Source organism: Bradyrhizobium sp. USDA 4354 (assembly GCF_054060315.1).
Map to the genome: position 1 here is coordinate 6530733 of NZ_JBSSDC010000001.1, position 20741 is coordinate 6551473.

The following is a 20741-nucleotide window of genomic DNA, read 5'->3' on the forward strand; positions in this document are numbered from 1 at the left end:
TTGATTATCGCTTTTGTTACAAAGCAGTAGGTAGCGTAATCCGGGTTCCAGCAGTGGTCAATCGCCTGCCATAGGCTGTACCTATAGCCTTTGGTCGGGGTTCAGCGCGGCAGTGCACCGCCATGCGTACGGGGCCTGACCGGCTCGGCAGAATCCGCAGATCTTTCACCCACTGTCGGTTGCACTGCAGCAGGGATTGGCTGATGCTCCATCTCATCGGACGGCTCAACGAGATTGGAAACGACTGTCACATCGGCTTGATGCGATTCCGCCGGAGAATCCGCCGTTTCGATCGAGGCCTCGGCAAGCGACTGGGCCGCCTCGCGCACGCCGCCGACAATGCGATCGACCAGTGCTGCCAGCTCCTCCGAGGAGCAATCCAGCGGGCCAAAGCCCGGCATCGCAGTCGGGTCGTTGAAGTCCCATGCATTCTCCGCAAGCCCGACGAAGTCGCGAATGGCGGGATCGGTCGCCCAGGCGCGGCGAAGAGCCGCACGGCTCAACTCCCGGGGAATGCCCTTGCTGAGGAAGGCCGTGATGTCTGTCGCAGCATTGATTTCGTCGATCGACGGCAGACTCGAGAGATCGAACTCAGCCTCGTCGTCCTTGGCCTCGGACGGCGGCATGGGCTGCGCCGCGGCAGGCTTCGTCGGCTCCGCCCGCGATTCGCGTTTGCGGCGGGACCAACGCGCAAGGAATTCCTCCTCACTCATTCCTGTCCGCCTTCATGTTCGCGCCGTGCCAGCGCCTCCGGATCGGCGCGGCGCCGCTTGCGCTTGACGAATTCCCGCTCGACATGGTGCTCGGCCACGAAGCTTTCAATCGCTTCGCGCAGCACCTCCGGCATCGGCACGGCTTCGACGAGATTGTCGGCGGCTTCAGTGAAGCCTTCGCCCTCGGCCGGGTCGGCGGTCACCGCGGTGACGGCATAGGGCCAGGGGCCTTCCGAAGGCGACAGCACAGTCCAGACGCTCGGACTTCCGGAGGCGAGATTGTCGCGATAGCGCGCCGTCTCGGACGGATAGAGATCGACAGTCGCGCTTCCGGCATAGAACAGGGTCGTACCGTCCTGCTCGCGAAGCACGGTCCAGGCTTGCGTCACCGGCGCGTCTGGCAGGACGGCGATTCCGCGCCAGACGAAATCGACCCAGGGCGAATCGGCCTTGCGCCGCTCGACCACGACGCCGACGGCAATCGAAAGGGACGGCAATGCCGCAGGGCTCATGTCGCCATCTCCAGACGCTTTACCGGCAGACCGGTCAGCAGATTCTGCGGCTTGATCCGAAGCTTCTGATCCGCCGTCATCGACAGGATCAGGTAGACCGGTTCACCCCCGACGCCGTCAAGGACACGGCTTGAATCCGCAAAGGTAAGCCGGAACAGTGCGAGCACACGATCGGCGTCGCGCTCGCCGAGGTCTTCGCCGTGCCACAGACGGTCGCCAAGCCTCGTGGCATCCGCATCGAGCCCGACATACCAGGTGAGCCTTGCCTCGTGCAGCGCGCGTAGCGGCTCGATCAGGACGTCGATGCCGAGCAGATGGGAGACCCAGCGCGTCATCGCCTGCGCCAGTGCAGCCGGTCCACGGCCGCCCGCCGTAAGGTCGAGGGCCATGTCGAACTGATCGCTACGCTGCCAATAGGCCTCGGCATTCTCCTCGCTCAACACGTCGACCACCGCATCGGTGGTGGCGCCCAGCATCGACATCAGAGAGAGCACCGGGGTCGGGCTCCGGCCGCCGACGATCTCCTCGTCGCCGAGTAACAGTGCGTGCTCATGCGGCAGGATGCGCTGGGTCCGGAAGAACAATTCGGCCGCGCGCAGCACGAACGGGTCGTCGCAGCCATCGAGCGCGTTCCGCAGGATGACGTGCACGAGCTGGTTGACGAACAGCGGCGGCAGATCGTTCGCACCTGATCTCACCGATGCAAGATAGGCGGCTTCGAGCGTCGGATGCCGCAACAGAAGGTCGCGGAACGCCAGCACGAAGTGCCAATTTTCCCGGGCATCGGCATCGACGATCCCGGCGATTTCGCCGGCGCTGACCGCCTGGCGTGGATCGGCGAGCAATTCGCGGTGCAGGCGGCGTTCGACCGGGCACGCGTCGTCCGGCGGCATCAGCTCGGGACGGGCGAAATAGGCCTTGAGAAATTCGTCCGTGACACGGAGCCCGCCGCCCGCGTCGCGGTCGAGCAGATGATGGCCACAGGCGATCCAGAAATCGTTCATCTGACAGTCGGCTCCCGGCCCAGATCGGCAAGCCTGAGATCGCGGTCAGGCTGGATGTCGTCCTCCATTTCCATGAACGAGAACGCCTTGCCGTGTCCCTGCCCTTCCCGGAGTTGCAGCCGGCGGAAGGACTCGCGGACCTCGCCGTCGCTCGCGGTGCGGTGCACTGCAATAAGCGAGCTGACCGGAGGGCTGCAAAGCGACTGCGCGAAAGCGACCTCCTCTTCCGCTGCCGCCTTCGCTGCCGCCATGTCCGGCGCGCCGAAACGGTCGACCAGTTGCCTGGCCAGGAGATCGACCAGGCTGCGGCAATCGTCTTCGGTCGCCGGAACGATCTGCGCCAGCGTCGACCAGCCCCAGGATTGTACCCCGAGGAAACCACCGCGAAACGCCGCCCGCGCTTTGCCCTCGAGCTTCGCACCGTCGCCCTCCCAGAAGCGGAAAGCGCCGGAGACGGCCCATTCGCCTGGCTCCGCAGCCACGTCGAACACAAAGGTGTCGGAGGGATCGAGTGCGATGGTGCGCAGGAGCTTCACAGGCGGGGTCCTCCGAGGGCCGGATCAAGCCAGGACGGCGTTGCGAGAGCCTGGACGAGGTCGCTTCGTTCGATCATATCGGTCCCGATACGGCGCGTCAGGACATCACCGCAATCATCAATGCGCAGAATTGTCTGCCTTTCACGCGGCATCCGGGTGAGATAGTCGCGCGCGACGCTGTCAAAGCCGTCAACCCGCCATCCGTCCAGCGTCAACATCAGGTGCCGGGCGAAGCTCTCCGTGATCTGCGCCGCGCCAGCCTCGCCAAAGCCTTCCTGGTCGAGCGCAGAGGCCAGCGGGTGAACGCCTGGATCGTCATCGTTCATGCCAACCGTCCGGATCATGGCCCCGAATACCAGCCAGGGCGGCGGCGCATCCTCGTCAGCGGCGGACGGCCAACCCATCCGTCCGCCTCCGACCAGCCCCCCGTCGATCCTGACCGCATCCGGCCAGCCGATCGTGATGGGCTTGCTCGGTGGCGCATAGGCGCGAAGCGCATCCGTGAGCGCGACCATACAAGCGTAGAACGCGCGCCGCGCGCTGCGCAGCGGCTCGGCCGGCTCGAGCACCACGGCGAACTCTGCGAGGTCGAAGCGGCCGACATAGACGAGCGTTCCGGCGCCGCTTTCCGGTGCAATGCGGCATGCATGGGCAAAAGCGTCGCCACTCTCGCGCAGCCGCACCAATGTGAACGGCGGCGGCAGGTGGATCGGTTCCGCCAGGGAAACATGGCTCACTGGGGTCGACGGCAGGCCGTCCTCCGCTTTCCTTTTCTTCCCGATGGATAATGTCTATACGAGGCGAAGGGCCGGCGCGAGTCCGTCGTCGGCGTCCGAATGGCGGAGGGCTTAACCTGGAGCAGCCATCGAAGACCGTCCTGATCTGCTCGTGCGAAGACACGATGCGTCTCGACGTGCCTGCGATCCGGCGCGGATGCCCGAACAGCGACGTCAAGAGCTTTCGCCACCTCTGCGGTGCGGAGCTCGATCATTTCCGCAAGATTGCCGCGGCGGAAGGCGTTTTGACGGTCGCCTGCACGCAGCAGGCAATGCAGTTCTCGGAAGAGGCCGGCGAACGGCCTGATGCAATCAGCTTCGTCAACATCCGCGAAACGGCCGGCTGGTCCCGCGACGGCGCGCGCGCCGGTGCAAAAATGGCCGCCCTGCTCGCATCCGCCTCCATCCCGGCCCCGGACTATCCGCTCGTCACCTTGTCGAGTGAGGGTGTGATCCTGATCTACGGGCGCGATGAGGCCGCGATCGAGGCCGGCCGCCTGCTTGCCGATCACCTCGACGTCACGGTGATGCTGAAGCAGCTCGATGACACGGTGCCGCCAGCTGCAACGGCCTTCCCGATCGTGAAGGGCACGATCCGCTCCGCGAAGGGACATTTCGGCGCGTTTGAGCTTGCAATCGATGACTATGCGCGTCCACGCCCCTCCTCGCGCGATCGTTTCGTGCTGGAGCCGCCGCGAAGCGGCGTCACCTCGCGCTGCGATATCGTGCTCGATCTATCCGGCGATCTGCCGCTGTTTCCCGCCCACGACCTGCGCGACGGCTATCTTCGCGCCGACACGAAAGATCCCGCTGCGGTGCTGCGCGCCGTGCTGACCGCGCGCGATCTCGTCGGCAGCTTCGACAAGCCGAAATATGTCGACGTTGCGCCCGCGCTTTGCGCCCATTCGCGCTCGAAGCGCACGGGCTGCCATCGCTGTCTCGATCTCTGCCCGACCGGGGCGATCACGCCTGACGGCGATCATGTCGCAATCGATCCGAACATCTGCGCGGGCTGCGGCCAATGCGCGGCTGCCTGCCCGACCGGCGCGGTCTCCTACGCGCTGCCGCCCGCCGATGCGCAGCTCCAGAGAATTCGCGCCATGCTGCTCGCCTACCGCGAGGCCGGTGGCGCGAATGCAGTGCTGCTTTTTCATGACAGCCCGCACGGCACGCCTCTGATCGACGCCCTCGCGCGGCATGGCGACGGCCTGCCGGCGAACGTGCTTCCCTTTGCCGTCAACGAGCTCACGCAGGTGGGGCTGGAAGCGATCGTCGGCGCATTCGCCTATGGCGTATCCGCTGTGCGCTTCCTGCTCCGTGCCAAGCCGCGCCACGATGTGACCGGATTGTCGCAGACGATCGCGATGGCCGAAGCGATCCTCGACGGTCTTGGATTTGCGGGCCGTCGCCTCGCCGCCATCGAAACGGACGATCCCGATGTGCTCGGCGAGCATTTGACTGATATCGGCATGCTCGCCGCGGTCGCGACGCCCGCGACCTTCAAGACCGTCGGCAAGCGGCGTGACCTCTTGCGGTTCGCCCTGAGCGAGTTGCACCGACTGGCGCCGCAGCCAGTCGACGTGATCGCCCTGCCACAAGGCGCGCCGATCGGCGCAATCACCGTCGATACCAACGGCTGCACGCTGTGCCTCTCCTGCGTTTCGGCCTGCCCGACCGGCGCGCTGCGCGACGATCCCGAGCGGCCCGTGCTGAAGTTCATCGAGGACGCCTGCGTGCAGTGCGGCCTGTGCCAGAGCACCTGCCCGGAAAAGGTCATCAGCCTCAAGCCGCAGATCGATTTCCGCGCCGCGCGCGCTCCCGCCGCGATTATCAAGGAAGAGGAGCCCGCACTCTGCGTCCGCTGCGGCACGCCGTTCGGCGTGAAGAGCACGATCGACCGCATCGCGGCCAAGCTCGAAGGCCGGCACTGGATGTACCCGGCCGGCGACAAGCGGATCGAGGCGCTCAGGATGTGCGCAGACTGCCGCGTCGTGGTCATGAGCGAGCAGCAATTCGATCCGTTCAAGGGCGTTCCGGAACGAACGCCGCCGCGAACGACGGATGATTATCTCCGCGAACGCAATGGCAAGGACTAAACAAGACGAACAGACATCTTCGCAGGGTCGGAAACCGGGGGAAGCATCACCATGTCTCGTTTGATCACAGCTCTGTCGACGTCCATGATCTTCATCGCTATAGCCGGCGGAGTCGCCGAAGCTGCCGCGCCTCCGCTGACCAAGGCGCAGAAAGTGGCCGTGAAGCAGGCGATCGTCGCCTGCAAGGCCGAAGCCAAGGGCAAGAAGATCGCGTGGCTGTCGCGCCGGAAATACGTCAACCATTGCGTGGCGGAAGCGCTCAAGGAGCACCCCACGATCGACGTCATCCAGATCCTCAAGCAGCATCCGGAAATGAGGGATTTCCCGATGGACAATTGGGACTCGATCTGAGGCGCTATCGCGACGTCGCGCGGCCAAGAAACTCGGTGAGCGCGCGCCGGTCCTCGGCCGAGCCGATACGCTGCTCCGGCATCTTGGTGCCGGGGGTGTAGGTATTCGGCCCAATTTCGAACAGTCTTGCGACCGTTTCCGGCGTCCAGACGATGTCCATCCTCTTCAGCGCATCGGAGAAGCGATATCCCGGGAGCGAAGCGATCTTGCGGCCGTATAGCCCCGCAAGTGTCGGGCCCGCACGCTGCACCTCCTTGTCCGAGAGCGTGTGACAGGCAACACACGCCCGAAATACATCGGCGCCATGATCGCCGGCATAGGCGGCGAGCGGATCCGCCGGTGTGCCGATCCGCCCCGAGCCGATGGGATCGCCGGTGCGCGCATTCCAGCGCCTGATCCTGCCGTCCGCACCACCCGTCATCAGTGTCTCGCGGTCTGGGAGGAAGGCGACCGACCACACCGGCAGCCCGGGCCCAACCAGCGTGCGCAGCAGGTTGCGCGACTTGCGATCGATGACCGCCACTGTACCGCCGATCCCGGCCGCAGCGATCAACGCGCCGTCCGCCGACATCGTCAAGGCCACCACCGGTGTCGGACTGGCCGCGACCTCGCCGCTGACCTTGCCGTCCGTGGTCAGCATGCGCAGCCTGCCATCGACTGCGCCTGTGACGATTTCACCATCCGGCGCCACGGCCACCGCATTCAGCGGCGCCGGCAGCGTCACGATGTCAGGCTGGCCATCCGGCAAACGCCAGCTTCGCAGCGCAAGATCATAGCCGACGCTGACAAGTCTGCCGTCCGGCAGGAAAGCGACGCCGTTGACGTTCTGCGTATGCCCTTCGAGCACGCGGGACGTGCCGTCCGCTAGCGACCAGAGCCGCACCGTCCGATCCCATGAAGCCGATGCGAGCAGCGCCCCGTCGGGCGACACGGCAAGAGCCACGATCGGCGCGACATGTCCCTCCAGCAGCCGGTCCGGCTCCAGCCGGCCCGCCGTCCACACCGCAATTCGTGCGTCGGCGCCGGCCGTGATCATGCGGCCGTCCTTCAAAAAGACGACGGCATTGACGCCATCGGCGTGATACCGCAGCACTTGCTCGGCGGTATCCGTCTTGAGCGACCAGCGGATGACGGCCGTGTCGAAGCTGCCGGAGAGAAGGCTGTCGCCATCGGGCGAAATGGCAAGAGACCGTATCGGGCCACCGTGTCCGACCATGTCGGCATGCACCGACGATGCGGCAAAGATGGCCCACAGCGCTGCGGCCACCTTCGTGCACAAAGGTGATCTGTTCATTCCTGGCCGCCCTGCTGACATTCACGCTCTCAAGATTGCCAGAACAGGCAACGGAAATGAATATCCGGGACCGGTCTACTTGGCCGGGGCCGTCGTGGTTTTGGACGATCCCTCAGGAGCGGCCTGCATTCCAGGCGGACTCTGGCCTTGGGGACTTCCGGCCGGCGCACCACCCGAGCCGGTATTGATCGGGCCCGTCCAACCTTGCGGCTGCGCTTGGCCCTTCTCTTCAGGAGGGGTTTGCGTCGTCGATGAGCCAGTTTGCGCGGGCTGGGCCACGGCGCTCTCAACAAAGCACAGTGCTGCGAAGCACAAAATCGTTCTCGGGAGTTTCACGCGAGGTCTCCGATGCGCTCACTAGAATTGCAAGAAACTTGCAAAGGCTCCTTCCGTTCCGAATCCTGCGGCGCAACAGCCCAACTCCCGACATCCTCCGCTTGAATGCCGATAGGCAGACATTACATTTTGGCTGCTCACGTCAAGGAAGACGGCATGCAGGGGCGAACGGGGCCAATTCTGCGGATGATTGCGCGGCTGCGCGTTCTTCGTGCCACTGATGGCCTGCAAGATACCGGCGCGCGAGAAGCCTCTCCTGTCCTCGTCCTCGTTGCCGTCGTGCTCGCGCTGCTACTCGCAATTTTGGAAGTCGATTTGAACAGCGCCGAGCTTCAGTCCCTTGGCTTAATGGGCAATGCGTTTTCCGCCGATCCCGTGTTCAAGAGCCCATAGGACCGCGGATGCCTTGGAGCGATCAACGAGCTTGCTCGCGACAAGCCGTGTCGTATAGATGGCTTGCTGGTCCAATCGAGGGAGGCTGAGGATGAAGGCTTTTTTGTTTGGCTGCGTCGCGGCCCTGGTGATCGCAGTTGCGGGGATGATGATCTTGAATCGCGTTCAGGAGCCCGTCGCTCAGGCGTTTGCTACGACCGGGGTGCGTCTCTGAGAAGCGCTCAGTCGCGCTTGAGCGCGATCGACTTAACGATGGGAGCGAGGCGTGTGAGCTCGTCCTCGACGAGGCGCTGAAATTTATCGGGGCCTGAATCGATGTCCGGCTCCAGACCTTGCGAACGATAGCTTTCCTGCAACTGGGGATCAGCCATCGCCGTGCGGGTCGCCGCAGCGATCCGCTCCACGATCGCATCCGGGGTTGCCCTTGGGGCAAACAAGCCAAACCAGCCGGCATATCTGAGGCCGGGCATGCCGGATTCGATGACCGTCGGAATTTCCGGCGCACCACTCAACCGCCGGTCGCTCGTCACGGCGATCAGCCGCAGCTTGCCCGCAAGGTGCAATTGCAGGAGCTGGCTCGAGACCACTGCGATGACGGAGTTGATCTGGCCGCTGACGAGGTCGTTGGTCGCGGGCCCCATGCCCCGGTACGGGACATGGACCAAGTCCGCCCCAAGACCCGATTGCTGCCTGAACATCTCTCCGACGAGATGATTGCCGGTGCCGACCCCCGGCGTCCCATAGGAAAGCCCGCCCGGATTGGCCTTCGCAAAAGCTGCCAGCTCCCGCAGATCCTTCACCGGCAGGGACGGATGAACTGCGAATGCAAGCGTGCTTGTAATCAGCCGATAGATGGCGCGGAAATCGCGAACCGTGTCGTAGGCAGGCTGCGCCGATGACAACGGAATCGTCACTTGGGTGCTGCCATTGCCAAGCAGAAGCGAGTAGCCGTCCGGTGTGCTCTGCGCCACCGCGGCGGAGCCGATCGCACCGCCGGCGCCGCCGATATTCTCGACATAGACCGACCCCAGCAGCGACCCGATCTTGTCGGCCCAGGGACGGCCGATCTGATCACCTGCGGCGCCAGCCGTATAGGGAATGACCAGCTTGACGGGGCGGGAGGGGTAATCGTCGGCGGTTGCACCACCGGGCCAGGCAGCCAGCGCCGTGAGGCGCGCCGCCGTATCGAGCAGTTCTCGCCGTGAGAGGAGCAACATCTTCTGCGTATTCGGGACTGAGCTAACCATCATACACAAACAAGAGGCCTGGAACACCCACGCGGGACAATTGCTGCCCTGCACTGTACGGGCAGCAGCGCCCGGGCCGGCTGTGTGCGATCGCGCGCTCGATTATGACATGAGCGACAGATTTCCGTTTCGGGAATGCGTCAGACATTCGTGGATGAATGTGCGCCATGGCTGACGCCACCTTCTCGCAAGTGTGATGCATATCCGGTGGGGACCATGGACCACGCTGCCTATATCACCGGAGACAGAAGACAATTCCGGAAACGCCACCAGCCGAGCAGCGATCTTCGCCTAGCGACTCTCCGCACCGCAAGCAATGGAGAATCGCTATGACTGCATTCAAGATCCTGGTCGCTGCAACGCTGATCTCGACAGCAACGATATCATCGGCCTCCGCGGCCTGGTCCTTCGCCGACCAGGAGCCCGCGACCTTTGCCTCGATGTATCCCGATCGCGACGTGTTGAACGGCGGCGCGTTGACCCCGGCGGGACGAATGGGGCTCGAACACCCCGGCGGCGCCGCCGCGTTCGGCGCAGCTCACATTCGTAACCACCACTGGCGTCAATGACGAGGTTGACGAGTGCACATGATGGTGCCTGCCGTTCCGTCACGCGCGCCTGTGAAGGCAACAGCACTCTGGCGCGCGGTCGGGGCGGGAGCTGCGTTCACGCCTCAGAATTGCACACCGCGCGTCAGGGCACCGTCGACGACGAGGTTCGTTCCCGTGATGAAACTGGCGGCGCCACTTGCGAGGAATACGACTGCGTTCGCCATCTCCTGCGGCGTGCCCATCCGGCCCGTGGGATTGAGCGCGAGCGCCGTCTTGTAGAGCTCGGGATTGTTGTCCTTGATGGTGTTCCAGACACCGCCTTCGAAATAGGTGTTGCCCGGCGAGACCGTGTTGGCGCGGATGCCCTTGGGCGCGAGCTGATTGGCGAGACCCTGCGTGTAGTGGATGATGGCGGCCTTGAAGGTGCCGTAGGGGCCGGCCGCGAAATCGACCTCACGCCCGGAGACGCTGGAGATGGTGACGATCGCACCGGCACCGCTCTTCTCGAGATACGGCATGGCCGCGTTCACCAGCCGGACCGTGCCCATCATGTCGGTCGAGAATTCCTTGGCCCAACTTTCATCGTCCTGCCCGATGGCGAGCGCGCTCACATTGGCCACGACGACGTCAATTCCGTCGAGTTTGGCCGCCATATCGACCACCCAGGCCTTGAGCGCCGCACCATCGGACACGTCGACCGCAGCGCCAAAGGCCGCGACGCCTTTGCTCTTGAGCGCTGCAACGGTGCTGTCGACGTCCGCCTGACTGCGCGCACAGATGCCGACATTTGCGCCCTCGGCGGCAAAGGTCTCCGCAATCGCGCGACCTATTCCCTTGGTGCTGCCGGTGACGAGAACCTTGGCACCCGCGAGTCCTAGATCCATGATCGGCTCCTTTTCTTCCCTGTCGAGGGATACGTTCAGTGATTATTTGCCATTGCCCTGACCAGCCCGCGATAGCTGTGCGGCATACGCATCGAAACGAGATCCTTTCGTCGCACGACGTTGGTTGGATACACGCTGTCGAGATTGGTGGTGTCGACGAGAGCTGTAGCAAGGCTCGTGCCGTCCGCTGCAATCGCTTCGCGGCGCGGGAATTCGAACGTATCGGGGCCGAACACGCCGCTCAGTCCGGGATAGCCGTGTTCGGGATCGAATACATTGGCAAACGCCAGGAACACGTTGTTCTCACCGGCGCGAACACGGAAGTGATGCCAATGATACGGATCGGCGCCGGTCGGGATCGGTGCCGGCTGCAGAATGGACGTGCCCGGATGTGGTGAAGCGAAAGGTCCCTTGACCGCTGCGCAGCATGCGATGACGTCGCAGCCGCGAAGTGCAAGCACCCTCCCCGCTTCCGGAAACGCCGCATCGTGGCCGATCAAGAGGCCTACGCGCCCGATCGGCGTGTCGACCACGGCCCAGTCATCGCCCGCTGTGGCCCAGCTCCGCTCCTCTTCCGTCAAATGCGTCTTGCGATAGAGCGTGATCTTTCCATCCGGCGTGATCAGACAGGCGCTGTTGTAGACGGCATCGCCCGCGCGCTCGGCCATGCCACAGACGATGCAGATCTGGAGCTGTACAGCGAGCGCCTGCAGGCTCTCCGTGACAGGGCCTGATACCGCCTGCGCCGATCTCGCCGGATGTGCGAGGCCGGTGACCGCGAGTTCTGGAAATACGACGAGCATCGCGCCGTCGGCCTTGGCCTGCCGCGCAAGGTTCGTGATCGCGTCGAGATTTCGCACAGTGCTGGCGCTGGGAGCGAATTGGGCCACGCTAATCCGTGAGCGCACTCCTTCAGGCCAGGGCTCGTGGCCGTAAAGACCGAAAAAATCGCGCGGATTCCAGCTGAAGGTGTCGGTGAGCAACTCCGGATAAAGCTCCGGCCGGCGTTGAAGGAAAACGGGTTCGCCGAGCACGCGGCGCGCACGCGCAATGTCGAGATCGATCTCGGCCAGAGCGAACCCGTCGCCCTTATCGAGGACCGTGATCACTTTGCCGTCCGGCGCGATTACACAGCTTCCGCCGCTGAACTGGACGGTACGCTCGAGTCCCCAACGGTTGCTCTCGATCACGTAGCAGCCGTTCTCGAAGGCACGGCTGATCCAGTAAGGCGCCGGCGTTCGCTCCGCGAGCCAGTTGGAGATATGGCAGATGACGTCCGCGCCCCCCAGCGCCATCAGCCGTGCAGTCTCCACAAAATGGATGTCCATGCATATGAGGAGCGCGATCCGTCCGATCGGCGTGTCGAAAACCTGATTGTGCAGGTCGCCCGCCGCCGCCCATTTCGGTTCGGAGATATAGGGATGCGTCTTGCGATGACGCCCTACGACGCCATCGGGCCCGACGAGGACGGCCGTGTTGAAGTAGATGCCGTCCTCGTCGACTTCAGGCATGCCGACCACGATGTAGCAGTCATGCTTGCGAGCCAGCGCCGCAAACCGGTCGGTGGTCGGCCCCGGGATCCTCTCGACAAAGGGCTGAACCTCGGCACGGTCGAACCAGCAATAACCCGTGGTTCCCATTTCCGGCGTGACGATGAGCTTCGCGCCGGCTGCCGTCGCCTGCTCACAGAGCTCGAGCAGGCGCGCGATGTTGCGCTCCTTCTCGAACATGATCGGCTCGAACTGGACGGTGGCGACCTTGTGCACGGTGGACATGAGCTGGCTGGCCTTAACCGAGATAGGACTTCTTGATGGAGGCGCCGAGCGTATACTTCGGATCGACCATGTTGCCGAGACGCACCCGACCGGCCTGGGTCAGCAGCATGTAGGCATCGATCTCGTCAAAGCCGTAGTCCGCCGCCATCCAGCGGCAGAGCTCGCGATAGGCGATGCGGGCCGCATCTTCCATCGGACGCGCCGAGCCGATCGTCATGATGAAGTCCTTGGTCTCGAGCCGCGGCCAGGCAACGGTCCAGCCCTTGATGAGATCGACCTGTACCGTGGTCACGGTCGGATGCTCGATCGCAACGCCGCAGAGCTCGCCATCGCCCTGCGCGGCGTGGCAGTCGCCGAGATAGAGCAGCGCGCCCTTGGTGTTGACGGGCAGATAGATAATGGCGCCCACGCCGACGTCCGGCAGGTCCATGTTGCCGCCGTAGTAGTCTGGGACCAGCGAGGAGATCGCCTCGATCTCCGGTGACGTTCCGATCGTGCCAATGAATGGCTCGTAGGGCAGCGTGATCTTGTCGTTCCATTTGGTGCCGGTCTTGGCATCGATCTCGAGCTTCTTGACCCGCTCGGGCAATGCCGGGTTGAGCAGCGCGGTCTGCCCCGTGCTGACGAGGCCACCGAAATCCGGCATCACGACGGTGGTGCCGCAGGGCTGCGGCCCGCGCGGCACGATGCTCTCGATATAGACCGCGAGCGTATCGCCCTTCTCGGCGCCGTTGACGTGGATCGGCCCATTCTGCGGATTGAGGAACGGGAAGTTGAGAATCTTCGACGGGCTGTCGGTCTCCTTCTTGATGGCGCCCTCGAACGCATCATGCGTCTCCGCGGAGACGACGGCGCCGGGATCGATGGTGAGCACCGGCTTCACATACGGGCCGTAGACATAGTGGTACTTGCCCTGCTCGGTCTCGGTGATGGTGTACCGGCTGCCGCGCTCGCCCTTGGCGACGCCCTTGCGGGCCATGATGGAATCTTTCTGCCAGGACATTTTCTTCTCTCCCTTCTGTCGTAGGCTAGACGTTCAGACCGCGAGATGACGGCGCATCTCGGCCGCGTCGTCGAGCGCCGCGCGATCGAGGTTGGCGACGATGCGCCCCTTGTCCATGACGTAGCAGCGCTGCGCCATGGCGCGGATCATGTCGAGGTTCTGCTCGACCAGGATGATGGTCACGCCCGTGCTGCGGTTGAGCTCGACCATGTTGCGCGCGATATCCTGGACGATGTTGGGCTGGATGCCTTCCGAGGGCTCGTCGAGCAGGATGAGGTTGGGATCGGCGATCAGGACCCGTCCGATCGCGAGTTGTTGCTGCTGGCCGCCGGACATCGTGCCGGCGCGCTGATGCCAACGCTCTTCGAGAATCGGAAAAGCCTCGACGATCTTGCGCCGGCCCCCTTCAGGAATGCCGCCGCCCTTGATCGCGGCTCCGACCGCGACATTCTCACCGACGGTCAGCCGCGGAAACACGTCGCGCCCCTGCGGCACATAACCCATGCCGAGGCGCGCCCGTTTGTGCGCGGGAAGAGACTCCACCGCCTCGCCCCGATAGACGATCGAACCGCTCATCGCCGGCACGAGCCCGATCAGGCTCTTCATCAGCGTGGACTTGCCGACGCCGTTGCGACCGATGACGGCGACGATCTCCCCTTCCCGCACCTCGATCTCGAGCCCCTGGAGCACGGGCTTGCCGCCATAGCCGGCGCGCAAGCCCAGCGTCGACAGGATCACCTCCTTGCGCGGCTGATCAAGCATGAGCCTGCCCCAGATAGATCGCCGCCACGCGTTCGTCGGCCACGATCTCGTCGATCGAGCCCTGCGCGAAGACCTGGCCGAGATGCAGCACCGTGACGCGGTGCGCGACTTGCCGGACGAAGGTCATGTCGTGCTCGATCGCCAGCACCGTCATTCCGTCGTCATTGAGCCGCTGCACCATCTCGCCGGTCATGTAGGTTTCCTCGGGCGACATGCCGGCCGTAGGCTCGTCCAGCAACAGAAGGCGCGGCTTGAGGCTGACCGCCATGCCGATCTCGAGCCATTGCTTCTGGCCATGGCTGAGATTGCCGGCGATCTGCGACTGCTCCGATTCCAGCCCGAGGAAGGTCAGTAGCCGGCCGATCTCCGCTTCGAGCTCCGCCCCGCGATGCCGGCTCTGCAGGGCGATCTCGAGATTCTGGCGGACCGACAGGCCCTTGAAGACGCCGGGCACCTGGAACTTGACCGAGAGGCCGCGGTGAATCCGCGCAAAGGATTTCAGCGCCGTGATGTTCTCTCCGGCGAAGAGAATATCGCCGCTGCCGGGATGATGTTCGCCGAGGATCAGGCGGAACAGCGTGCTCTTGCCGGCGCCGTTCGGGCCGATCAGGCAATGGATCTCGCCGGCTTGCAGTGTGAGATCCACGGAATTGGTCACGTGCAGGCCGCCGAAATGCTTGTTCAGCTTGCGCAATTCGAGCAGCGACATCAACCGGCCCTCTGCGTCAGGCGGCCGGCGATGCGGCCGAGCCAGTTCATCACCTCGAGCACGAGACCGTTCGGGGCGATCAGGACCGTGAGCACCAGCAGAACGCCCATGAAGACCAGCGCATACTGGCTGCCATAGATCGTCAGCGCCTGGAACGCGGCGAGCACCGCCAGCGTGCCGATCACGGTCGAGGTCAGATCGCTGCGGCCGCCCACGGCGACCCAGATCAGCGGCAGCGCAGCCGCCGTCATGCCCATGCTCGACGGCGTGATGTATTGCCCCCACACTGTGTAGAGCACGCCGGAGAGCCCTGCGAGTGCGGCGCCGATGACGAAGGTGATGAGCTGGTACTTGCGGATGTCGTAGCCCAGCATCTCCGCCCTTTCAGGATTCTCGCGGATCGCGACGATGACGTTGCCGAACGAGGAGTTCATCAGGATACGCAGGCCCAGGTAGACGAAGACCAGAAGGCCCAGCACGAGGTAGTAGAGCCCGACATCGGCGAACAGCACGATCGGCTCGCCCGGCCAGGGGATGGTCAGAGGCGGCATCGCGCTCATGCCGTTGAAGCCGTTGAGCCGCGCAGCTCCGATGTGCCATTCCGGCCCCGCCGTCTGTGCCATGAAGCGCTCGAGCATCAAGGTGACGGCGAGCGTGACGATGCCGAGGAACACTCCGGCGATGCGTCCGAAGAACATGAAATAGCCGAGCAGGACCGCGAACAGCGCGGCGATCGCCACCGCCGCGACCACCGCCACCAGCGTGAAGCCGTAGGCCGAGCCGAAATTGATGGTGAGGATGCCGTAGCCATAGCCAGCGATCCCGAAGAAGGCGGTCTGGCCGAAGGACAGCGAACCGCCATAACCCCAGATCAGGCACAGGCTGAGCGCGATGAACACCCAGACGAAGAAATAGACGGTGTTGCCGACGGTGTAGCCGTCGCTGAACAGCGGATAAGCGAAGGCGACGGCGAGCACGAGTGCGAACAGGCCCCAGAAGGCCGGACCGCGACCGACGGTCTGCGGGCCTTCGAGACGGCGAAACATTGCGAGAAGACCAGCCACGACGCCATCACTCCGTCAGGTGCGCTCGCGCAGCACGAAACCGGAAATGCCTTTCGGCAGCACCCGGACGACGATGATGACGGCGACCAGCAGGCCGATCTGGCCGAACAGCTGCCCCTGCCACGACGTCATCGCCGATTTCACCACCGCGAGCACGCCGCCGGCCGGTGCCGTGCCGAGAAAGACGTCGGCGCCGCCGATCACGACGGTGACGAAGGCCTCCATGATGAAGGTCGCGCCCATGGTCGGCACCAGCGTCATGGTCGGCGCATAGAGACCGCCGGCAAGGCCGGCGAGCCCTGCCCCGCAGGCGAAGGTGAGGCTGTAGATCAGGCGCGTGTCGACGCCGAGCGCGGCCGCCATATGCGGCACCTGGATAGTTGCGCGTGCCAGCACGCCGAAACGCGTCCAGTTGAACAGTGCGTAGAGCGCGGCGAGCACGCCGAGCGCGGCGCAGAACAGCACGATGCGATAGATCGAGTAGGAGTAGTCGCCGACCTGGAAACTGCCGAACGGCGTGCCGACACCGGCCATGGTCGAGCCGACCATGATCAGCGTGCCCTGCGTCGCGATCAGGCTGAGCCCCCAGGTCGCGACGATGGTGTCGAGCGGCCGGTCGTAGAGATGGCGGATCACCGCGAGCTCCACCACGACGCCGACCAGCGCCGACACGAGGGTGCCGGCAAGTATTCCCAGCGGCAACGGCAGTCCGGCATGCACGGTTGCAGCGGTGACGTAGGCGCCGCACATGATGAACTCGCCATGGGCGAGATTGATCACGCCCATCATGCCGAAGATCACCGCGAGCCCGCAGGCCGAGAGCACCAGGAACGCGAAGGCGTCGCCGAATTGATAGAGCGCCGAGAAGACGTGGGTCGCGATATCCATGAATCAACCAGGATGTGGGAGGATGCGGCGTCGCCGCCGCAGATGTCCGTGATCGCCCCGGCCAGCCGCGAAGGCCGGGGCGACCCGCCGCCGGTCAGGGTTTCGGCGGAGGATTCGATGGCGTGTACTGGGCCATCGGATCTTTCTTGGTGAGATCGCAGCCGGCTTCGCCCAGCCAGTACGGCTTGATGTCCTCCCAGACCTTCGGGAAGGAGATCGAATGATCGGCGCCCACCTTGGCGAGATAGATCGTGTGCGACATGTGCTGGCTCTTCGGGTCGATGCAGACCTTGCCCTCCGGCGCGTCCATGCAGACGTCACCTAGCGCGATCACCTTGCGGATCTCCTCGCGCTTGGTCGATTTCGCGCGCTCCACCATCTGCTTGTAGAGATAGACCGCGAGATACGAGTTCTCCGCCTCCTGATTCACATAAGGCTCGCTCGGGAATTTGGCCTTGAACTTGGCATAGAACTCCTTGCTCTTGGGCGAGTCGATCTCCTCGATGTAGTTGGTGGTGACGAACATGTCCTTGAGGCTCGGCGGCTTGAAGCGCTTGTGCTCGTAGCCCTGGCCGACATTGACCGAGGAGGCCATCGGCAGGTTGACGTTGGCGGAGGCCGCCTGCTCGTAATAGGAAGCCTGCGCGGTTCCGACCAGCAGGGTCACCACGAAGTCCGGCTTGGCCTTCTGGATGTTCTGGATGCTCTGGGAGAATTGCGACACGCCGAGCGGGATGAACTCCTCGCCGGCCATCTTGCCGCCGTTCTCCTTGACGATTTTGCGCACCCACTCCGCCGAGATCTGGCCGAAATTGTAATCGGCCGCGAGCGTATAGACGTTCTTGCCGTACTTCTCCATCATGTAGGGAATGAGCGTCGAGAACTGCTGCTCGGGCACGGCACCCGTCACGATCATGTGGCCGTCGCAGACGCCACCTTCGTATTGGTTGTTGTAGAAGGCGAAGCCGTTGAACTGGTCGACGATCGGGCGGTACGCTTCGCGCGAGGCTGAGGAAAAGCCTGCGAACACGACATCGACCTTGTCGCGCTGGAGCACGCGCCGCATGAACTCCTGGTAACGGGTATTGTCGGACTGCGTGTCGTAAGCGACGAGCTCCAACGGCCGGCCCATGATGCCGCCGGCCTTGTTGATCTCGTCGGCGGCGAGCTGGATGGCGTGAACCTTGCCGATCGTGGCCGCGGCGAAATCGCCGGACTGATCCTCCAGCACGCCGAGCTTGATCGGGTTTTCCGCCGCGAGCGCCGATTGTGATCCAAGGGATGATCCGAGGACAAGCGTCCCCGTGAGGGCTGCGGCGCGCAGCCCCCGCAATACAGACTTGCTCATTTTGCTTCTCCTAGATGGCCTGCTTGTTGCCGCCTTGCAGCGTGATGCCGGTCGTGCGGCTGGACGTGTCGGGCGGCTTCGCCCGCTTGCTCAGAAACTCCTCGCAATAGAGTTCCATGTTCTGCCGCGCGCGCATGCTGTCGCGGCGAAGCTGGGAATAGGCTCCCTCCTCGTCGAGGCCGTCCTGCCGCATCAGCAGGATGACGGCCCGGATCACCGCGCGGCGACCGCGGCGGCGCTCCTCGAGGCCCTGCAGGCGCTCATACATCTCGGCACGCAGCAGGAACTGGTTGATGCCCATGAACAAGGACGTGTAGACGGCGCCGCCATGCACCGGCTTGCGCAGGAACGAGGTCGCGCCCAGATTGACGAGCGCCTTGAGCCGGCTCGGCGCCTCGACGCCAACGAGGCCGATCACCGGCGCGGGCGGCAATCGCGAGGCGGGATTGACCTCGATCGCGACTGCACCTTCGAGATCGCCGTCGATGAACAGGATGTCACGGTCGGCCTGGAGGCTCCCAACATCGATCTGCGCACGACCGTCGATGATCTCAGGATATTCCGTGGAAACGCCGAGCTTGGCCAGCGTCGTTTCGAGCGCGCTCTCCCACCCTCCTCGCCTGGTGACGACGATGGCACGGCCGCCCTTGAAATTCTGTAGCAGTCGGGAGCTCATGATTGCACCACCTTCAAAAGCGGAGAGCGCATTGCGCTGGCAAAGCGCGGCGACGACTGAACGAGATAGGGATCTGGCGCGATCGGCTCGCGGGATTCCAGCAGGACTTCGAACTGCCCGCTGGCGGTCGACCGACCGATCCGAGGCGTGAGCCAAGCGTGGAAAGTCTGGCGGTCGATGCGAACCTCGCCTTGCGGTGCGTGCAGCCGCTGGTCTGCCACGGCGGCACGTACCGTGCGGGCGTCGTCGGTGCCGGCCTGCGACAAGGCCGCTCCGAGCAGCTTGACGGCGATGTAGGACGCTTCGGCGTCTGCCGACGAGACCGGTCCATCCGGAAAGGACGTGGTGTAGGCGCGAATGAAGGCGCCGTTTTCCGCCGAGTTCAGCGAGGAAAAATAGACACTCGAGGATAGATGTCCATCGATCGCATCCGGGCCGATCTCCGGCAATTCCGGTTCCGACAGCGTGCAGCTCGCAACCGGGATCTCCGCAGCCTGATCGATGCCGCGCGCGCGGCAGGCGGCCCGGAACGCCCGGAAGAAGGCGTAGGCGCTGGTACCGATCAAATTGTTGAAGACGAAGTCGGGGCGTTGGTCGATGATTGCCGCAATCACCTGTTCGACCTCGGTATCGCCGACCGAGAGATATCGTTCGGCGAGCACGGCGCCACCGCGCGCAGTCAATGCCTCTCGGAAGATGCGATTGTTCTCCCAGGCCCAGATGTAGTTGGAGCCGACGCAGAAGGCGCGCGAACCGAGGCGAGATGCCAGGTAGTCGACGAGTGGCAGCACGTGCTGGTTCGGCGCGGCGCCGGTATAGATGACGTTGTCGGAACTCTCGAATCCCTCGTAGTGAGACGGATACCACAGCAGCCCGTCGAGCTTCTCGAAACACGGGATCACCTCCTTGCGGCTCGACGAGGTGTAGCAGCCGACCACATGGCGGACGCCGGAACCGAGAAGCTCGAGGCTGAGCGAACGATAGCTCGCGAGGTCACCGGACGGATTGACGACGACCGGCTCCAGCGCAATGTCGCGACCGCTGGCATTGATCTCGCGAAAGGCGAGCAGCGCCCCGTTCAGCATCGAGCGCGCGACGACGCTATAGGACCCCGTCGTCGAGAGCATTACGCCGATCCGATATTTCGTCCGCGCCATCACTCGTCCCAAAATAAAAAAGGCGCCCATCGGCTGTTAAGCCGAGGGCGCCCTCGCCGCCAACCGAGCACGCGCAACCCGCGTGATGTTGGAAATGGTTGAAGCTCGCTGCGTTGACGGGCTGAACTGCCCAACGCTCGCGTAGCACGGTCGTTGAGATCAGTTACGAAGTCAAGCGCGTTATTGCAGCGAAAGCTGCCACGATTCGTATCGTGGTGCAGCAAAACTGTGCAGCCAAGCCGCGGCACCGCCTCGATGCGACGGAGACATCAGGGCACGCCGGAAGTCATGTTTTCGGGCCGGACGCGCGCCATCGAAGGCTGCGAGGTCGAGCCCGCCGATGGACCCCATGCCAATCCGAATGCATCGGTACTTCCCGCCACGAGCGACAGGCGTCTCTGCCGGCAGCGCCACGATCTCATCCTCGGCCTCAGGTCCATGCACCTCCGGCATTAAGAGTTTGGTAACGATACGCACATGGTTGAACGCATTAATGCAAATCGCACGCTGCCGGTGTCTGACCCGTAAGGACCTTGCTATAAGCGCAGCTACGGCTCGATCGACGCTCGCGAATGGACCTGGTTTCCTCGATTGCTCATGAAAAAGCTTAGCAACACGTTCGACATCGTCATCGAGCAGTCGTTCGAGTTTCTGTCTCCGGAATAT

At 64.0% G+C, this 20741-nt stretch carries 22 protein-coding genes; 5 read left to right on the top strand and 17 right to left on the bottom strand.

Translation table 11 applies throughout. The features are described 5' to 3' along the window. Positions 1–101: 101 nt before the first annotated feature. From ACVIIV_RS30530 to ACVIIV_RS30550, 5 genes are read right to left on the bottom strand one after another with little or no spacing between them, the layout of a single operon-like run. Positions 102–713 carry a DUF3306 domain-containing protein gene (locus tag ACVIIV_RS30530; protein WP_456747486.1) on the bottom strand — a complete coding sequence of 204 codons (612 nt, stop codon included), beginning with the start codon at positions 711–713 and terminating at the stop codon, positions 102–104. Further along, entirely contained in the window at positions 710–1225 is a 516-nt protein-coding gene (locus ACVIIV_RS30535) for a DUF3305 domain-containing protein (RefSeq protein ID WP_456747487.1), read from the bottom strand. The genes ACVIIV_RS30530 and ACVIIV_RS30535 overlap by 4 nt, the downstream gene beginning before the upstream one ends. Beyond that, on the bottom strand, positions 1222–2229 hold the full coding sequence (locus ACVIIV_RS30540) for a DUF6352 family protein (RefSeq protein ID WP_456747488.1): 1008 nt from the start codon (positions 2227–2229) through the stop codon (positions 1222–1224). Before ACVIIV_RS30540 ends, ACVIIV_RS30535 begins: the two co-directional genes overlap by 4 nt. Further along, positions 2226–2765: a DUF6505 family protein gene (locus tag ACVIIV_RS30545; RefSeq protein ID WP_456747489.1), complete on the bottom strand. Its 540-nt coding sequence runs from the start codon at positions 2763–2765 to the stop codon at positions 2226–2228. Before ACVIIV_RS30545 ends, ACVIIV_RS30540 begins: the two co-directional genes overlap by 4 nt. After that, on the bottom strand, positions 2762–3448 hold the full coding sequence (locus tag ACVIIV_RS30550; RefSeq protein ID WP_456748863.1) for a biotin/lipoate--protein ligase family protein: 687 nt from the start codon (positions 3446–3448) through the stop codon (positions 2762–2764). The genes ACVIIV_RS30545 and ACVIIV_RS30550 overlap by 4 nt, the downstream gene beginning before the upstream one ends. Before the next feature lie 218 nt (positions 3449–3666). Between ACVIIV_RS30550 and ACVIIV_RS30555 the strand changes: the two genes are divergently transcribed. Both ACVIIV_RS30555 and ACVIIV_RS30560 read left to right on the top strand, forming a co-directional pair. Further along, positions 3667–5637 carry a 4Fe-4S binding protein gene (locus tag ACVIIV_RS30555; protein WP_456747490.1) on the top strand — a complete coding sequence of 657 codons (1971 nt, stop codon included), beginning with the start codon at positions 3667–3669 and terminating at the stop codon, positions 5635–5637. Positions 5638–5688: 51 nt separating this feature from the next. Then, positions 5689–5988, top strand: a complete 300-nt coding sequence (locus ACVIIV_RS30560; RefSeq protein WP_456747491.1) for a hypothetical protein — start codon at positions 5689–5691, stop codon at positions 5986–5988. A 4-nt stretch (positions 5989–5992) separates the two neighbouring features. Here ACVIIV_RS30560 and ACVIIV_RS30565 read toward each other — a convergent pair whose 3' ends face one another. After that, positions 5993–7282 carry a c-type cytochrome gene (locus ACVIIV_RS30565; RefSeq protein WP_456747492.1) on the bottom strand — a complete coding sequence of 430 codons (1290 nt, stop codon included), beginning with the start codon at positions 7280–7282 and terminating at the stop codon, positions 5993–5995. A 492-nt stretch (positions 7283–7774) separates the two neighbouring features. On the opposite strand from ACVIIV_RS30565, the gene ACVIIV_RS30570 reads away from it, so the two are divergent. Together ACVIIV_RS30570 and ACVIIV_RS30575 are read left to right on the top strand one after the other, a co-directional pair. Further along, a complete protein-coding gene (locus ACVIIV_RS30570; protein ID WP_456747493.1) occupies positions 7775–8011 on the top strand; it encodes a hypothetical protein in 237 nt (78 codons plus the stop codon). 91 nt (positions 8012–8102) lie between these two features. Next, positions 8103–8225 (top strand): hypothetical protein, encoded by a 123-nt coding sequence (locus tag ACVIIV_RS30575; protein WP_456747494.1) that lies wholly within the window; start codon positions 8103–8105, stop codon positions 8223–8225. 7 nt (positions 8226–8232) lie between these two features. Here the strand turns inward: ACVIIV_RS30575 and ACVIIV_RS30580 are convergent, their stop codons facing one another. Further along, the gene (locus ACVIIV_RS30580; RefSeq protein ID WP_456748864.1) at positions 8233–9228 is read right to left on the bottom strand and encodes a Bug family tripartite tricarboxylate transporter substrate binding protein; all 996 of its coding nucleotides are present in this window, start codon (positions 9226–9228) and stop codon (positions 8233–8235) included. Positions 9229–9587: 359 nt separating this feature from the next. Here ACVIIV_RS30580 and ACVIIV_RS30585 point away from each other — a divergent pair, with 359 nt between their 5' ends. After that, positions 9588–9827, top strand: coding sequence for a hypothetical protein (locus ACVIIV_RS30585; protein WP_456747495.1), 240 nt, complete (start codon positions 9588–9590; stop codon positions 9825–9827). Positions 9828–9931: 104 nt separating this feature from the next. Here ACVIIV_RS30585 and ACVIIV_RS30590 read toward each other — a convergent pair whose 3' ends face one another. From ACVIIV_RS30590 to ACVIIV_RS30635, 10 genes are all read right to left on the bottom strand, one after another. Further along, positions 9932–10693, bottom strand: a complete 762-nt coding sequence (locus ACVIIV_RS30590; RefSeq protein WP_456747496.1) for an SDR family NAD(P)-dependent oxidoreductase — start codon at positions 10691–10693, stop codon at positions 9932–9934. 35 nt (positions 10694–10728) lie between these two features. After that, positions 10729–12468 carry a nitrilase-related carbon-nitrogen hydrolase gene (locus tag ACVIIV_RS30595; RefSeq protein ID WP_456747497.1) on the bottom strand — a complete coding sequence of 580 codons (1740 nt, stop codon included), beginning with the start codon at positions 12466–12468 and terminating at the stop codon, positions 10729–10731. Between the two features lie 13 nt (positions 12469–12481). After that, positions 12482–13471 (bottom strand): acetamidase/formamidase family protein, encoded by a 990-nt coding sequence (locus tag ACVIIV_RS30600; protein WP_456747498.1) that lies wholly within the window; start codon positions 13469–13471, stop codon positions 12482–12484. A 33-nt stretch (positions 13472–13504) separates the two neighbouring features. Further along, positions 13505–14233 carry an ABC transporter ATP-binding protein gene (locus tag ACVIIV_RS30605; RefSeq protein ID WP_456747499.1) on the bottom strand — a complete coding sequence of 243 codons (729 nt, stop codon included), beginning with the start codon at positions 14231–14233 and terminating at the stop codon, positions 13505–13507. Then, positions 14226–14942 (bottom strand): ABC transporter ATP-binding protein, encoded by a 717-nt coding sequence (locus tag ACVIIV_RS30610; RefSeq protein WP_456747500.1) that lies wholly within the window; start codon positions 14940–14942, stop codon positions 14226–14228. The genes ACVIIV_RS30605 and ACVIIV_RS30610 overlap by 8 nt, the downstream gene beginning before the upstream one ends. Beyond that, entirely contained in the window at positions 14942–15988 is a 1047-nt protein-coding gene (locus ACVIIV_RS30615) for a branched-chain amino acid ABC transporter permease (RefSeq protein ID WP_456748865.1), read from the bottom strand. Before ACVIIV_RS30615 ends, ACVIIV_RS30610 begins: the two co-directional genes overlap by 1 nt. Positions 15989–16021: 33 nt before the next feature. Further along, positions 16022–16894, bottom strand: coding sequence for an ABC transporter permease subunit (locus ACVIIV_RS30620; RefSeq protein ID WP_183243481.1), 873 nt, complete (start codon positions 16892–16894; stop codon positions 16022–16024). 94 nt (positions 16895–16988) lie between these two features. Next, positions 16989–18242: an urea ABC transporter substrate-binding protein gene (locus ACVIIV_RS30625; RefSeq protein WP_456747501.1), complete on the bottom strand. Its 1254-nt coding sequence runs from the start codon at positions 18240–18242 to the stop codon at positions 16989–16991. Between the two features lie 10 nt (positions 18243–18252). Continuing rightward, positions 18253–18918: an ANTAR domain-containing response regulator gene (locus tag ACVIIV_RS30630; protein ID WP_456747502.1), complete on the bottom strand. Its 666-nt coding sequence runs from the start codon at positions 18916–18918 to the stop codon at positions 18253–18255. Further along, complete coding sequence (locus ACVIIV_RS30635) at positions 18915–20075, bottom strand: transporter substrate-binding domain-containing protein (RefSeq protein ID WP_456747503.1); 1161 nt, start codon at positions 20073–20075, stop codon at positions 18915–18917. The genes ACVIIV_RS30630 and ACVIIV_RS30635 overlap by 4 nt, the downstream gene beginning before the upstream one ends. Positions 20076–20741 lie beyond the last annotated feature (666 nt).